12 protein-coding genes are annotated in these 14,586 nt (G+C 72.6%); 4 read left to right on the top strand and 8 right to left on the bottom strand.

Translation table 11 applies throughout. The annotated features are described in order from the left end of the window. Nucleotides 1-38 precede the first annotated feature (38 nt). Nucleotides 39-1,061 carry a glucokinase gene (locus tag FV234_RS03435; protein ID WP_147828092.1) on the top strand — a complete coding sequence of 341 codons (1,023 nt, stop codon included), beginning with the start codon at nucleotides 39-41 and terminating at the stop codon, nucleotides 1,059-1,061. A gap of 37 nt (nucleotides 1,062-1,098) precedes the next feature. Here the strand turns inward: FV234_RS03435 and FV234_RS03430 are convergent, their stop codons facing one another. After that, nucleotides 1,099-2,577, bottom strand: coding sequence for an MFS transporter (locus FV234_RS03430; RefSeq protein ID WP_147828091.1), 1,479 nt, complete (start codon nucleotides 2,575-2,577; stop codon nucleotides 1,099-1,101). Between the two features lie 115 nt (nucleotides 2,578-2,692). Between FV234_RS03430 and FV234_RS03425 the strand changes: the two genes are divergently transcribed. Further along, nucleotides 2,693-3,058, top strand: coding sequence for a hypothetical protein (locus tag FV234_RS03425; RefSeq protein WP_238272211.1), 366 nt, complete (start codon nucleotides 2,693-2,695; stop codon nucleotides 3,056-3,058). 28 nt (nucleotides 3,059-3,086) lie between these two features. Here FV234_RS03425 and FV234_RS03420 read toward each other — a convergent pair whose 3' ends face one another. The 4 genes from FV234_RS03420 to FV234_RS03405 all read right to left on the bottom strand — a co-directional run bounded on the left by FV234_RS03420 (nucleotide 3,087) and on the right by FV234_RS03405 (nucleotide 7,497). After that, the gene (locus FV234_RS03420) at nucleotides 3,087-4,187 is read right to left on the bottom strand and encodes an ABC transporter permease (protein WP_147828090.1); all 1,101 of its coding nucleotides are present in this window, start codon (nucleotides 4,185-4,187) and stop codon (nucleotides 3,087-3,089) included. Next, nucleotides 4,184-5,107, bottom strand: coding sequence for an ABC transporter permease (locus tag FV234_RS03415; RefSeq protein WP_147828089.1), 924 nt, complete (start codon nucleotides 5,105-5,107; stop codon nucleotides 4,184-4,186). Before FV234_RS03415 ends, FV234_RS03420 begins: the two co-directional genes overlap by 4 nt. Before the next feature lie 352 nt (nucleotides 5,108-5,459). Then, the gene (locus FV234_RS03410; RefSeq protein WP_147828088.1) at nucleotides 5,460-7,055 is read right to left on the bottom strand and encodes a peptide ABC transporter substrate-binding protein; all 1,596 of its coding nucleotides are present in this window, start codon (nucleotides 7,053-7,055) and stop codon (nucleotides 5,460-5,462) included. Between the two features lie 4 nt (nucleotides 7,056-7,059). After that, nucleotides 7,060-7,497, bottom strand: coding sequence for a heme-binding protein (locus FV234_RS03405; protein ID WP_147828087.1), 438 nt, complete (start codon nucleotides 7,495-7,497; stop codon nucleotides 7,060-7,062). Nucleotides 7,498-7,579: 82 nt separating this feature from the next. On the opposite strand from FV234_RS03405, the gene FV234_RS03400 reads away from it, so the two are divergent. After that, nucleotides 7,580-8,704 carry a hypothetical protein gene (locus tag FV234_RS03400; protein WP_147828086.1) on the top strand — a complete coding sequence of 375 codons (1,125 nt, stop codon included), beginning with the start codon at nucleotides 7,580-7,582 and terminating at the stop codon, nucleotides 8,702-8,704. 13 nt (nucleotides 8,705-8,717) lie between these two features. Here the strand turns inward: FV234_RS03400 and FV234_RS03395 are convergent, their stop codons facing one another. Beyond that, nucleotides 8,718-9,620, bottom strand: a complete 903-nt coding sequence (locus FV234_RS03395; protein ID WP_238272208.1) for an alpha/beta hydrolase — start codon at nucleotides 9,618-9,620, stop codon at nucleotides 8,718-8,720. A 175-nt stretch (nucleotides 9,621-9,795) separates the two neighbouring features. Here FV234_RS03395 and FV234_RS03390 point away from each other — a divergent pair, with 175 nt between their 5' ends. Continuing rightward, the gene (locus tag FV234_RS03390) at nucleotides 9,796-11,115 is read left to right on the top strand and encodes an MFS transporter (RefSeq protein ID WP_147828084.1); all 1,320 of its coding nucleotides are present in this window, start codon (nucleotides 9,796-9,798) and stop codon (nucleotides 11,113-11,115) included. A 221-nt stretch (nucleotides 11,116-11,336) separates the two neighbouring features. Here FV234_RS03390 and FV234_RS03385 read toward each other — a convergent pair whose 3' ends face one another. Both FV234_RS03385 and FV234_RS03380 read right to left on the bottom strand, forming a co-directional pair. Further along, entirely contained in the window at nucleotides 11,337-12,524 is a 1,188-nt protein-coding gene (locus FV234_RS03385; protein WP_147828083.1) for a glycosyltransferase, read from the bottom strand. A 157-nt stretch (nucleotides 12,525-12,681) separates the two neighbouring features. Beyond that, nucleotides 12,682-14,547 carry an ABC-F family ATP-binding cassette domain-containing protein gene (locus tag FV234_RS03380; protein WP_147828082.1) on the bottom strand — a complete coding sequence of 622 codons (1,866 nt, stop codon included), beginning with the start codon at nucleotides 14,545-14,547 and terminating at the stop codon, nucleotides 12,682-12,684. Nucleotides 14,548-14,586 lie beyond the last annotated feature (39 nt).

Here is a 14,586-nt window from a genome sequence, read left to right as displayed (position 1 = left end):
GCCGGGACGGCCCCGCGTCGATCGGGAAAGGGTACCGCATGTTCGCGTTTCCGGTCCTCGTCGGCGACATCGGCGGCACGAACGCCCGCTTCGGGGTGGTCGAGTCGAAGGGCGCGGCGCCGCGCCTGCTCTCGCACGAGGCGACGGCGGGCCACCCCGATCCGTCGAGCGCCATCCGCGCGGCCCTGGCCAAGGACGGGCAAGGGGGCAAGCACGCGGGCGGGCCGGCGCCGCGCTCGGCGATCCTCGCCATCGCCGGCCGGGTCGACGGCCCGAAGGTGCAGCTCACCAACGCCCACTGGGTGATCGAGGGCGCCAAGATCGGCGCCGACTTCGACCTCGAGACCTCCGTGGTGGTCAACGACTACGTGCCGGTCGCGGCCGGCGCAGCGGGCATCGCGCCGCACGACCTCACTCTGGTGGGGCCGGTCGGGCACGAGCCGGGCGGCGCCCGCGTGGTGCTCGGGCCGGGCACCGGCTTCGGCGCCGCGGCCCTGGTCCCGTATTCGGACCGCCTCGCGATCGTCTCCACGGAGGCCGGCCACACCGACCTCGGCCCCTCGGACGCCTTCGAGGAGAAGGTCTGGCACGCCCTGGAGCGGGTCGAGGACCGGGTCACCGTCGAGACGGTGCTCTCAGGCCCTGGCCTCGCCCGCCTGCACGCCGCCGTGCGCCACGTCCGGACAGGCGTGCCGGCGGAGAAGATCGAGCCGGCGGCGGTGACCCAGGCGGGCCTCGACGCCTCCGACCCGCATGCGGCGGAAGCGTTGGAGCTGTTCGGGCGCCTGCTCGGCCGGGTCTGCGGCGACCTCGCGTTGACCTTCCTGGCCACCGGCGGCGTCTACGTCGGCGGCGGCATCGCCCCGCGGATCGTCAAGCTCCTGCAGCAAGGCGGCTTCCGCGCGGCGTTCGAGCGCAAGGCGCCGTTCTCCGCGATGATGCGGGCGATCCCGACCAGCGTCATCACCGTCCACGACCCCGCCTTCACCGGCCTCGCGGCCTTGGCGAGCGAGGGCGAGACCTTCGTCTATCACGGCCAGGTGTGGCGCCGGGGGGCCTGACCCCAGCGCCACGCGCGATGGCATCGCAACAGGACCGTCAGGCCGCCGCGAGCGGCTTCGACACGTCCTCCAGCGAGCGTCCCTCGGCTGCCGTGCCGAAGAGGCCGCCGACGATGGCCGCGACCGCCATCAGCGCGGCCCCGACGAGATAGCCGCCGAAGACCGCCTCGCGGGAGCCGGTCTCCACGAGCGAGCCGAACAGGAGCGGCCCCGAGACGCCGCCGATGCCGGTGCCGATGGCGTAGAAGCCGGCGATGGCCAGGGCCCGGATCTCCAGAGGGAAGGTCTCGGCGACGGTGAGGTAGGCGGCGCTCGCCGCGGCGGAGGCGAAGAAGAACACCACCATCCACACGCCGGTCTGCGCCCAGGCCCCGAACACCTCGATCTTGAACAGGTATCCGGCGCCCGCGAGCAGCACCGCCGAGATGCCGTAGGTGAAGGCGATCATCGGCCGGCGGCCGACCGTGTCGAAAAGGCGCCCGAGGAGCAGCGGCCCGAGGAAGGAGCCGAGGGCGAACGGCAGCAGGTACCAGCCGACGCTGCCGCCGGGCACGCCGTAGAACCGCTCCAGCACCAGGGCGTAGGTGAAGAACAACGCGTTGTAGAAGAACGCCTGCGCGATCATCAGCGCGAGCCCGACGACGGTCTGCTTGCGCGAGGTGCCGAACATCGTCCCGAACACCTCCGAGAGCGGGGTGTGGTCGCGGGTGCGCAGCTTCATCCGCTTGCCCTCGTCCACCGGCGGCAGGGTGTGGCCCTCGTCGGTGAAGCGCTTCTCGATGCCGGAGACCACCCGGTCGGCCTCGGCGGTGTAGCCGTGGGTCGCGAGCCAGCGCGGGCTCTCGGGGATCCAGGTGCGGAGCAGCAGGATCACGAGGCCGATGGCGCCGCCGGTGAAGAACGCGACGCGCCAGCCCCAGGCCGGGTCGATCACCTCGGGCTTCAGGAGCACGATCGAGAGGAAGGAGCCGAGCGCGGCGCCGATCCAGAACGACCCGTTGATCACGAGGTCGGTCCAGCCGCGGACGCGTGCCGGCACGAGCTCCTGGATCGTCGAGTTGATCGCGGTGTACTCGCCGCCGATGCCGGCGCCGGTGAGGAAGCGGAAGATGCAGAACGAGTAGACGTTCCACGACAGGCCCGTGGCCGCGGTCGCCGCGAGGTAGAGGGCCAGCGTGATGAAGAACAGCTTCTTGCGGCCGATGCGGTCGGTCAGCCAGCCGAAGCCGAGCGCCCCCGTAACCGCGCCGACCAGGTAGGAGGAGGCGGCCAGCCCCACATCGAACTCGGTGAAGCTCATCGGCGCCTTGCGCAACGCGCCGACGAGCGCGCCGGCCAGCGTCACCTCCAGCCCGTCGAGCACCCAGGTGATGCCGAGCGCCGCGATGACGAGGACGTGGAACCGGCCCCAGGGCAGGCGGTCCAGTCGTGCGGAGATGTCGGTGTCGACGATCGTGCCCATGGGGGCGCGCTCGGGCGTCGTCTTGCCCGACGCGGTCTCGACTTTGGTCGCCATGACTGTGTTTACCTTGACTCGAGACGCCTGTTCAGAACGGCGGAGACCAGCGAAAGGTTCGGCTGAGCTTTCATCGTTGCGGGCTTTGATGACGGCATCACCGTGGATGCCTCCCATGAAGCCTCGCCTCGACGTTCGCAAGACAGTCCGCTCCCCGTCGCGGTTCCGTGCTCCGTCCCACCCCCGCTCTCATGCACGCTCCCAGGCCCGCCGCCTCGGGCCCTGCCTGCGGCTGGGCATCCTGGCGACGGCGGCGCTCGCCGGCCTCGCCGTCGTGCCGACCCACGGGGCCGACGCGACGCTGGCCCGGGACCGGCAGCCGGTGACGATGTCGGGCTCCGACCGCTGGCGCCTGCGCCCGGCCGAGACCAACATCGTCCTGCCGGCGGCGGCGCAGGCGCGGGTGCGCCCGGCGATGCCGATCCCTGAGGAGCGGCGCCGGGTTCGGCAGGTCTACCCGGCCTATACCGAGATACGGTGAGGCCACGCCTCGCAATCAGGCCGCGCGATCAGGCCTCCGCCCGCGGATCGAGCGCGGCGGCCAGCCCGTCGCCGAGCACGTTGAGGGCCACGAGGGTCGCAACCAGGAACGCCGCCGGCCCGGCGAGCATGTGCGGCGCGGATTCGAGGCTGCGCGCGCCTTCCGCGATCAGCACGCCCCAGCTCGTCGCCGGCTCCTGCACGCCGAGGCCGAGGAACGACAGGAAGCTCTCCAGGAGGATCACCCGCGGCACCAGCAAGGTGGCGGCGACCGTCACCGGCCCGAGGGTGTTCGGCACGATGTGCCGCCGCAGGATCGCGGCGGACGACAGGCCGAGCGCCTCGGCGGCGCGGACGAAGTCGCGGCGGCGCAGCGCCAGGGTCTGGGCGCGGACGATGCGGGCCATGTCGAGCCATTCCACGGCGCCGATCGCCACCAGGATCAGGGCGAGGCTCGCGCGGAAGAACACCACCAGCACGATCACGAAGAACACGAACGGCAGGGCGTAGAGGATGTCGACCACCCGCATCATCGCGGCGTCGACGGCCCCTCCGGCGAACCCCGAGACGGCGCCGTAGAGGATGCCGACGCCAAGCGCGACCAGCGTCGCGGTGAGCCCGATCAGCAGCGAGACGCGGCCGGCCACGAGGCTGCGGCTGAGGAGGTCGCGCCCATGCACGTCGGTGCCGAGGAGGAAGTGGAGCCTCCGCACTGGCACCGCGACGGTGAGGCGCCGCCCGTCGTCCTCGCTGGCGACGACGCGGGGGGCGCCGAACAGGTCTGAGCGCGGCAGGTAGACGAGGCCGCGCGGGTCGATCGTTGCGTCCGAGGCCAGGACGAGGCGGAGCGTGTCGCCCGTCCTCTCGGCCTCCGCCACCGTCGCGCGGATACGGAAGGCGAGGCGATCGAGCGTGGGCCGCAGACGATCCGCGTCGGGTTGGGCCGCGAGGCCGGGGGGAAGCTGGCGCAGGTCCGGGTAGGTCCGCGCGGGCGCATGGCCGGTGAGCAGCGGGCCGACCAGGCAGGCGAGCGTCATCAGAGCGAGCACGGCGAGCGCCGTCATCGCGCCACGGTCGCGCGACAGGCGCAGGATCGCGCGGCGCGTCGGCGACTTGGGCGGCGCGCTCACGCGTGCAGCCGCAGGCGCGGGTCGAGCCACGCCGAGACGAGGTCGGCGACGAGGTTCAGGACGACGACGAGCACCGCCACCAGCACCACCGTCCCCATCACCAGGGTGTAGTCGCGGTTCAAGGCCCCCTCGACGAAGTAGCGGCCGATCCCGGGCAGGCCGAAGATGGTCTCGACCACCACCGAGCCGGTGAGCAGGCTGGCCGAGAGCGGCCCGAGGATCGCGACGACGGGCAGCAGCGCGCCGCGCAGGGCGTGCCGGGCGATGCGCCAGGGCGGCAGGCCGAGGCTGCGCATGGTCCGCACGTGCTGGGCGCGCAACGCCTCCGCCATCGACGCCCGGGTGAGCCGGGCGATGCCTCCGGCCTGCGGCAGCGCCAGGGTGATCACCGGCAGGATCAGGTGCGAGGGCGCGCCCCCCTCCCAGCCGCTCACCGGCAGCCAGCGCAGCGAGAGGCCGAAGGCGATCTGCAGCAGCGGCGCGACGACGAAGCCCGGCACCGACAGGCCGAGCGAGGCGGCCGCCCCGACCAAACGGTCGACCCATCCGCCGCGACGGTACGCCGCCCACGCGCCGAGGCCGACGCCGAGCGCGAGCGAGACGGCAAGCGCCAAGCCGCCGAGGATCATCGACACCGGCAGGCCGCGGGCGAACAGGTCGGCGACGCTCATGTCGCGGAAGGAGAAGGACGGCCCGAGATCGCCCCGGACCAGGGCCGCGAGGTAGCGCCCGAACTGCACCGCCAGCGGCTGGTCGAGCCCGTAGACCCGGCGCAGGTTGTCCATGGCCGCAGGCGCCAACGGCCGCTCCAGGTCGAACGGCCCGCCGGGCGCGAGCCGCATCAGGAAGAAGCTCAGCGCAATCACCACGAACAGCGTCGGGATCGCCTGCAGCAGCCGGCGCAGCACGTAGCCGGTCATGCGCAAAACGACCGATGCTTGGACGCTGGGGCAACCCACCTGGCACACGGCTCGCCGCATTCGTAAAAGGCGCGTCTCCCTCCCTCCTCTGCGGGGGAGGGTGGGCCTCGCGTCAGCGAGGGTCGGGAGAGGGGAGCGCCGTATCCGGCATCGTCGCTCCCCTCTCCCGACCCGCTACGGGATACGTAAAGGCGATGGAGCCTTGCTGGTGCGATCACGCCGGCCGCGCCTCGGGACATCCGGCCCGGATGCCCATCCCGGGCGAGGCCGGCCGTACTCCATCGTTCATAAAATGCCCCGCCGGTCGTGCCGAAGTGTATCCGTCGCGCGCCGAGGCGAGACAAGCGCCCGCTCATCCGACGAGCCGCAGGAACCGCGTCGGCGCGGCGTTGCGCAGGTTCGGCACGTAGCCGTGCAGGCGCGGCGCGATCAGCGCCTTGGAGCGGGTGTGCATCACCGGGATCCACGGCGGGTCGCGCATCACCAGCGCCTCGGCGCGGTAGAGAAGGTCGGCGCGTGCGGTGAGGTCGCGTTCGGCCGCGGCCTTCGCCAGGAGGGCGTCGTACTCGGCGTTCGACCAATGGCCGGGGTTCATCCCGTCGTTGCCGGTGGTGAGCAGGAACAGGAAGTTCTGCGGGTCGGAGTAGTCGGCGATCCAGGACATCCGCGCGACGTCGAAGTCGCCGCCGTCGCGCAGATACGCGAAGTGGGTCTTGGCGTCGGTGTAGACGAACCGGGTCTCGATCCCGAGGCCGCGCCACATCTCGGCGACCGCGACGGCGGTGTTGCGGTTGTTGTCGCTGGTGTTGAAACGGTACTCGACCCGCAGCGGCCGGTCCGGCCCGAAGCCCGCCTCCGCGAGCAGGCGGGCGGCCGTCTCCTCGTTGTCGATCGGGAGGCGGGTGCGCCCCTCCGTCTCCGGGGGCGTCCGGTAGTTGTCGAGCCCGGGCGGGCAGAGCGAGTAGGCCGGGCTCATGGTGCCGCCCCACAACGCCTCGGCGAGGTATTCGCGGTCGAGCGCCAACGACAGGGCGCGCCGAACGCGGACGTCGTCGAAGGGCGGCTTCCGCGTGTTCACCGCCAGCGCGTAGAGGCCGAGCGAAGGCCCGAGCACGACCTGGTCGCCGAAGCGGCGGCGCAGCGACGCCATCTGGTCGCCGGGCAGGTCGGCCAGCGAATCCAGCTCGCCCGCATCGTAGCGCCGCACCGCGCTCGACAGGTCCGGCGTCGGCACGAAGGCGACCTGCGGGATCGCGATCTCGGCCGCCGCGTGGAAATGCGGGTTGCGCCTGAGCACGATGCGGTCGTTCGGCACCGAGTCGACCAGAGCGTAGGGTCCGTTCGAGACGAGGTTGCCCGGCCGGGTGAAGCTCTCGCCGAAGCGTTCGACGGACGGACGGTGCACCGGCAGCGCGGTCTGGTGCGTCAGGAGTTCGAGGAGGTAGGGAGTCGGCGCCTCCAGCGCGATCGTCACCGTGCGGGGGTCGGGCGCGGCGACGCCGAGCGCCGTCGCCGGCATCGCGCCGCGGTTGATCGCCGCCGCGTTGCGGATCGGGAACAGCACCTCGGCGTACTTTGCCGAAGTCTCCGGCGCGAGGATGCGGCGCAGGGAGTAGACGAAGGCCTCCGCCTCGACCGGGTCGCCGTTCGACCAACGCCCGCCCTCGCGCAGGGTGAAGGTGTAGGTCAGCCCGTCGTCCGACACGCGCCAGGATTGCGCGGCGCCGGGGATGATGGCGCCGCGGTTGTCGTAGGTGAGCAGCCCGTCATAGAGGTCGCGCAGGATGTGCGCCTCGGCCACGGTCGACGACCGGTGCGGGTCGAGGGTCTCGGGGTCGGCGTCGTTGCCGCGCCGATACGTGCCGTCCGGCGCCGCCCGCGCTCCGGCAGTACCCGCGAGCAGCATGGCGCCCGCGCCGGAAAGCCAGCCACGGCGCGGCAGGCGCATCGGCTCAGGCGCCGGTCTCTGGCACCAGCCCGGCGGCCTCGATGCCGGCGAGCGCGCAGATCTCGTCGTTGTCCGACGTGTCGCCCGAGATGCCGACGGCGCCGAGCAGACGGCCGTCCGCCGCGCGGATCAGCACGCCGCCCGGCACCGGCACCAGGGCCGCGGCTCCGACCACGTGGCTCACCGCCGCGACGAAGTAGGGCTGGGCCTCCGCCCGGGCATGGATCGCCCGCGAGCCGAGGCCGAGCGCCAGGGCGCCGTTGGCCTTGCCCATCGCGATCTCGGCGCGGCGGAGCGAGGCGCCGTCCTCCACCTGGACACATTTCAGAGACCCTCGATCGTCATAGACGACCACGGCGAGCGGCTTCAGGCCGCGCGTTCGGGCCGTCTCCAAGGCGGTCGCGACGATGATGCGGGCGGACTCGAGCGTCAGGTCGATCATCGGAACCGGGGGATTGGGGGGACGGACAGCCGGGGCGGACGGTCCGCGACGGCCAGGGATCAGGACAAGGAGGCGATCGACGATGCGTCGCGCGATCATCCATATCGGAATGCCCCGGACGGGGTCCACATCGCTGCAGCTGGTGCTGGCCACTCTGCGTCCGAGGCTGGCGGAGGCCGGGCTGCTCTACCCAAACCTCGCGCCCGAGGGAGCCCGGTCTGGGGCCGACGTCAACCACCAGGTGTTGGGCGAGGCGCTCGACGGCCGGCGGCCGAAGGCGGAGCGCCGCACGATGCTGGCGCGCCTCGATCGGGCGCTCGCCGACACCGACGCCGACACCGTGATCCTCTCCTACGAGGACTTCTCGGTGCAGCGGCCGAGCTTCGGCGTTCCGCGGACGCTGTCCGAGGTGTTCGCCCGGCGCGGCTTCGCGATGGAGGTCGTGATGGCGGTGAAGCCGCCGTTCGAGTTCCTGAACTCCGCCTACGCCCACCGCGCGCAGCTGGTGAAGGAGCCGCGGACCTTCCGCGAATACGCCCGCGCGCATCGCCGCTCCGGGCGCCTCGACTACCGCGCGCTCATCGCCCCGTGGGCGCGGGCGACGGATGGCGCCGTCACCGCCGTGCCGCTTCGCGACGCGCGCTCCGACGCGACGCTGGTCGAGCGGTTCGTCGCCGCCCTCGGCCTCGCCGGGCGGCTCGGGCCGATGATGGACGCCGCGGTCCTGGGCACCGTGACCAACCGCAGTTCCGGGCCGCTCGCCGTCGAGGCTTCGCGCCGGCTGCGGAGCCTCAGGGTCCACCGGCAGGTGGACGGCCACCCGCGCCGCATTGGTCACGTCCTCGATCAGGCGGCGTGGTCGCGCGGCCTCGATCCCGAGCCGTTCCGCGGCGGCGCGCCGGAACTTGCCGAGGAACTCGCCGACCGCTTCGCCGCCACCTGCGCGCGCTTCGCCGAGCTGGCCTGGGGCCTGCCATGGGATCGGGTCGTCGCTGCGGCGCCCGCGCGGGCGCCGAATGAGTGGGCCGGCCGGCCGATCCCGGCGGAGACCGAAGCGCAGATCGCGCTCCTGATGCGCGAGACCATGTGCCGTTTCGACTTCCGCAGGCCCCCGGCGTGGCGCCGGGTCCCGGCCGAGTGCGTGGAGCGCGCCACCCTCGGTGCTGCGCGGCTCGCCGGCTTCGAATCGCGATGGCGGGTCAGCTGAGCGAGGCGCCCGGTCAAGCGAGGCCGGCGAAGAACGCATCGAAGGCGCCCGTCACCGTCGCCGGGTCCTCGAAATGCGGGAAGGCGCCGGTGGGCAGGGCGCGGATCGTCCAGTTCGGCCGGCCGGCGAAACGCGGCGCGTCGCGGAAGTCGACGAAGTCGCCGCGGCTGCCGTGCAGCATCAGCACCGGGAGCGTCAGCGCCTCGTAGAGCGTGGTGGCGTCGGTGGGGAACAGGTAGCCGGCCACGAAGCAGTACGGTGCGTGCCGCGCGCCCGGCTGGTGGGCCGACAGGTGATCGTAGGCGAACAGCCCTTCGTCGATCCGCTTCGAGCCGAAGGTCTTGCGCAGGAAGAAGCGCATGCTCGGGCGGCTGACGAGGAGGGCGAACAACGCCGGCCCGAGGACGGCCGAGTCGACGATCCTGCGGACGCGCGGGCTGCCGCGGTCGCCGCCCGCCGGCCCGCGCCCGGCGAGTCGCCGGTCGAACCCGGTCGGGCTGATCAGGCCGATCGCGCGGTAGACCTCGGGCCGCTCGACCACGGCGCGGGCGAGGTAGGTGGCCGAGAGCGACACCGCGATCGCGTCGACGCGGACGCCGCCGTGCCGCCCGGCGATCTCGGCGGCGACGGCGTGGATCGCGTCCACCATCAGGCGCGGATCGTAGAGGCGGCGCGACCGCTCGGAGAAGCCGAAGCCCGGGAGGTCGAGGGCGTAGACCGGGCGGGCGCCTTGCGCGTGCAGGTAGAGCGGGCGGACCTCGTAGGCGTTGGCGGCGGCGTTGATCGAGTGGATCAGCAGCAGCGGCACGCCCTCGGCCTCGGACGAAGCGTAGAAGCCGACCCGGCCGGCCGCCGTGTCGATCACCTCCCGGCGCCCGGGGAGGGCAGGGGTTAATGCGTCGAGGCTCGTCGCCATCGCCTTGCGCGTCCTTGGAGCTGAGCGGTCGTCGCGACAACGAGGTGGCGGGCGGAACGTTGCCATGCGTCGGGCGGCGGCCGACGGATGGACGGCGGTGTCGTGATCGGCTCTGGCCAAGGGCGATCGGGATGGCCGAACGCTGCGTGCGCCGACGGCGCGGGGACGATAAGCCATGGTTCAGACGGAGATCGGCGCGATCGAGCGCGCCACACTGCGCACGGTGACGTGGCGCATCCTGCCGTTCCTGATGCTCGCCTACTTCGTCGCCTTCGTCGACCGGGTGAACGCGGGCTTCGCCGCCCTGCAGATGAACCAGGACATCGGCCTGTCGGCGGCGCAATTCGGCCTCGGCGGCGGGTTGTTCTACGTGTCCTACGTGCTCTGCGAGGTGCCGAGCAACGTCGCGATGGAGCGGTTCGGCGCCCGGATCTGGATCGCGCGGATCATGATCACCTGGGGGCTGGTCTCGGCGGGGATGGCCTTCGTCGTCGGGCCGTTCTCGTTCTACGCGGTGCGGCTGCTGCTCGGAGCCGCCGAGGCCGGGTTCTTCCCCGGCGTGATCCTCTACCTGACCTACTGGTACCCGCGCGCCTATCGCGGGCGGATCGTGGCGATCTTCATGGTCGCGATCCCGATCTCGAGCTTCCTCGGCTCGCCGCTCTCGGCGTGGCTGCTCGGCACCGACGGGATGCTGGGCTTTCGCGGCTGGCAGTGGCTGTTCCTGATCGAGGCGGTGCCGGCGGTGGTGCTCGGCATCCTCGCCTTCCTCCTGCTGCCGGACGGCCCGGCCCGCGCCAACTGGCTGACGCCGCAGCAGCGCGCCTGGCTCACGGGGCGCCTGGCCGACGAGCGGGCCTCGGTGGTCGAGGGCGCGGCCCGGCCCGCCGGCCACCTCTCGCTGCGGCAGGTGATGACCAACCGCTACGTGCTTGCCGCCTCGCTGATCTATGCCGGCGCCTCGGGGGCGAGCCAGTGCCTGTCGCTCTGGCAGCCGCAGATCATCAAGTCCTTCGGCCTCACCAACCTGGAGACCGGGCTCCTGAACGCGGTGCCCTTCGGCATCGCCTCGGTGCTGATGATCCTGTGGGGACGCTCGTCCGACCGGCGCCGCGAGCGCACCTGGCATACGGCGCTGCCGCTCGGGCTGCTTGCGCTCAGCCTCGGCGCCGCGGTGCTGACGACCCAACTCTGGCCGACGATGCTGATCCTGTGCCTGGCCGTCACCGGCACCTACATGGTGAAGGGCCCGTTCTGGGCGCTCTCGACCGAGTGGCTCTCGGCGGGCGCAGCCGCCGCCGGCATCGCCCAGATCAACGCCATCGGCAACATCGGCGGGTTCCTGGGCACCTACCTGCTCGGCGTGATCAAGGACGCGACCGGCAGCTACCCGCTCGGCCTCCTCCCCCTGGCCATCCTCTCCGCCGCCGGCTGCGCGCTGGTGCTCGGCCTGGGAAAGCCGAAACCGCCGGCAACCGCGGCGGCGCGGGCCTGACGCCCCCCCGAATGGATCGCGGTCGGTCCCGCTCCACCTCGTCATCCCGGGGCTGCGCAGCAGAGCCCGGCATCCAGAGCCGTCGACGGAGCCGACCTGAAGGTCGACCTGCGGTTCTGGATCCCGGGCTCGCCTACGCCGCCCCGGGATGACGGTGCGGGTCCGAAAACGCGTTTCGAGAAATCCCGAGTCCTACGAGAGGGGAGCCGCTCCCGATCCGGTCAAGGCATGGCCCGCGTGACCGACGGCGTCGGCGACGGCGTGGCGGCCGCGGCAGACCCCTTCCAGCGATCCCGAACCGAGGCGAACGCCCGCACGAGCGGCAGCACCGCCTTCGCGAGCCTGATCTGGCCCGGCAGCTGCGGCACGCTCAGCGGGGCGTGACGAAGCTTCGGGCTCGCCCGCTCGGCCTCCTCCACGACCTGCCCGACGAGGGGCAGGGCGGCGATCCGCGCCGCCTCGTGAGATTGGATGCCGAGGCGGTGCGCCCAGGCCGTCGAGGTGCCGAGGCGGCCGGAGGCGTGAAGGCGACGGAGTCGCCGGCGCCAGAGGTAGCGGTGCAGCGCCCTCGGCACCGGCTCGAGGCGCGCGTCGCAGAGCGCGCCCGGATCCTCGCAGCGGGAGCGGATGGTGTCGGCGACCCCGCCCGGCGCCCGGCCGGTGAGGCGGGCGGAGATGAACACCATCACAGCCGGGTCGTGGCGAACGCGGAACCCATGGGCGAGAAGGCGGGCGACGAAGGCGCCGTCCTCGCCGAGCGCGATCTCCGGCATGCCGCCGACCCGGAGGTAGGCGTCGCGGCTGACCGCGAGCGTCGCGCCGATGGTGGTGCGGTGGCACGGCCAGGGGTCGTTCGGATCGGGGTCGATCCGCGCCTCGGCCTCGGTCAAGAGCGCGCTGTAGGCGTCTTCCAGCCGCCCGCGGGCCGGAAGCGAGGGCGGCAGCAGGGCCGCCTCCTCGGCGATCAGCTCGACGCGGCCCGCGACCGCGTCGGCGCCGGCCGCCAGCGCGCGCAGGTTCGCGAAGACCCAGTCCGGCGGCACGCGGCTGTCGGCGTCGGTGGAGAGGATCGTGCCGGCCTCGGCCAGCCACTCGGCGGCCGCGTCCATCGCCTTGCGCCGGGCCCAGCCGGCATGGGCGCCGGCGAACTCCGCCTCGATCACCCGGACCGGCATGGACAGGGCCGGCACGCGCGCGGCCACGATCCGGGCGGTGTCGTCGGTGCAGTTGTTGAGGAACAGCACCAGGCCGAGGCGGCCCGGTGCGAGGCCTTCCTGAGCGTCGAGCGCGTCGAGGCAGAAGCCGATGCGCTCGGCCTCGTTGCGCACGGGGATGGCAACGATGGTATCGGGTGACCTAGCCGCGGTCGACGTCGGCCGGGTGGCATCGCGCTGGACCGTGTCGGCCATCATCAATCCTCGATCGCCGACGCGCTCCCGGATGGCGATGGTTCGTGTCTCGGAGCGTCGCGGTTCCATCGCCGCCCGCGCCTGTACGCAGGCTGAAAGCGCCTCGGCGGGAGCGGGATCGATCGCGGGCCGAGCCGAATTCTAGCGCGGTGGTGTCTCACGCCGCCTCGATCTCCCCGCTCACCGTCAGCCACTCTTCCTCGGCGACCCCGAGCGCGGCCACGGCATCCGCCCGCATCTTCGCGATCTCGCCGGCCTTGGCGGCGTTCTGGAGGAAGGCGGTGCCGTCGCCCAAGGCCGCGTCGATCTTGGCGATGGCGGCGGTGAGCTTCTCCATGCGCGCCTCGAGGCCTTCGAGGCGCTTGCGCAAGGGGGCGAGGGCGGCGCGGCGCTCGACCGCCGAGCGGCGGGCCTCGGCCTGCTTGCCGCCGGACGCGTCCTCGTCGCGGGCGGTGTCGCGCTCGGGGCCGGCGAGCACCAGGCGGCGATAGTCGTCCATGTCGCCGTCGAAGGCCTTCACCGAGCCGTCGGCGACGAGCCAGAGGCGGTCGGCGCAGGCCTCGACCAGGAAGCGGTCGTGGCTGACCAGGATGACGGCGCCCTCGTAGTCGTTGATCGCCTCGACCAGCGCCTGCCGGCTCTCGATGTCGAGGTGGTTGGTCGGCTCGTCGAGGATCAGCAGGTGCGGCCCCTCGAAGGCCGCGAGCCCCATCAGCAGGCGGGCCTTCTCGCCGCCCGAGAGCTGCGAGACCGGCGTGTCCGCCTTGTTGGCGGGAAACCCGAGCCGGGCGGTGGCGGCGCGCACCCGCGCCTCGGGCGCGTCCGGCATCAGCGTGCGCAGGTGCGCCACCGCGTTCTCGGCCGGGCGCAGCTCGTCGAGCTGGTGCTGCGCGAAGTACGCGACCTTCATCTTCGAGGAGCGGCGAAGCTCGCCCGAGAGCGCGTCGAGCCGGCCGCCGATCAGCTTGCAGAAGGTCGACTTGCCGTTGCCGTTGGCGCCGAGCAGCGCGACGCGGTCGTCCGGGGCGAGGCTGAGGTTCAGCCCGGAGAGCACGATGCGGTCGGGGTAGCCGGCGGCGACCCGCTCCATCGCGACGATCGGCGGCGAGAGCGGCTTTTCCGGGCTCGGCAGGTGGATGACCGGCACGTCGTCCTCGATCAGCCCGGCGATCGGCACCATCTTGGCGAGCTTCTTCACGCGCGACTGGGCCTGGCGCGCCTTGGTCGCCTTGGCCTTGAACCGGTCGATGAAGCTCTGCAGGTGCGCCCGCTCGGCATCCTGCTTCACCTTGGCCTTGGCCTGCAGCATGCGCTTCTCGGAGAGCTGCTTGGCGAAGGAGGTGTAGCCGCCGCGGTAGATCGTCAGCTTGCCGCGGTCGAGATGCAGGATGTGGTCGACGCTCTCATCGAGCAGGTCTCGGTCGTGGGAGATGATGATCGCGGTGCGCGGATAGCGCTCGAGGTAGTCGTAGAGCCAGATCGTGCCCTCGATGTCGAGGTAGTTGGTCGGCTCGTCGAGCAGCAGCAGGTCGGGCTCGGAGAACAGCACCGCGGCCAAAGCCACGCGCATCCGCCAGCCGCCGGAGAAGTCCGAGCACGGGCGCCCCTGCGCGGCCGCGTCGAATCCGAGGCCGTGCAGGATCGCCGCCGCGCGGGCCGGCGCCGAATGCGCGCCGATGTCCACGAGCCGCGTCTCGATCTCGGCGCGGCGCAGGCCGTCGGCGCCTTCCGCCTCGGCCATCAGCCGCGCCCGCTCGGTGTCGGCGGCGAGGACGACGGCGTGCAGGGTCTCGGGGCCGGCCGGCGCCTCCTGCGCCACCGCGCCGATGCGCATGCCCCTGGGCATCGAGACCGCGCTCGCATCCACCGGCCACTCGCCGAGGATCGCCTTGAACAGCGTGGTCTTGCCGGCGCCGTTGCGGCCGACGAGGCCGACGCGGGCGCGGTCGGGGATGGAGAAGCTCGCGCCGTCGAGGATCAGGCGCTCGCCGATGCGGAGGGTGAGGTCGTTGACGCGGAGCATGGGGCGTTCTGGCGAGGCCGGCGCCCCGTGGCAAGCGCC

Origin of the sequence: Methylobacterium sp. WL8 (assembly GCF_008040045.1) — a bacterium.
Lineage (GTDB): Bacteria > Pseudomonadota > Alphaproteobacteria > Rhizobiales > Beijerinckiaceae > Methylobacterium > Methylobacterium cerastii.
Note: the sequence above shows the minus strand (reverse complement) of the source record. Positions and strands in the feature narration are given on the sequence as shown.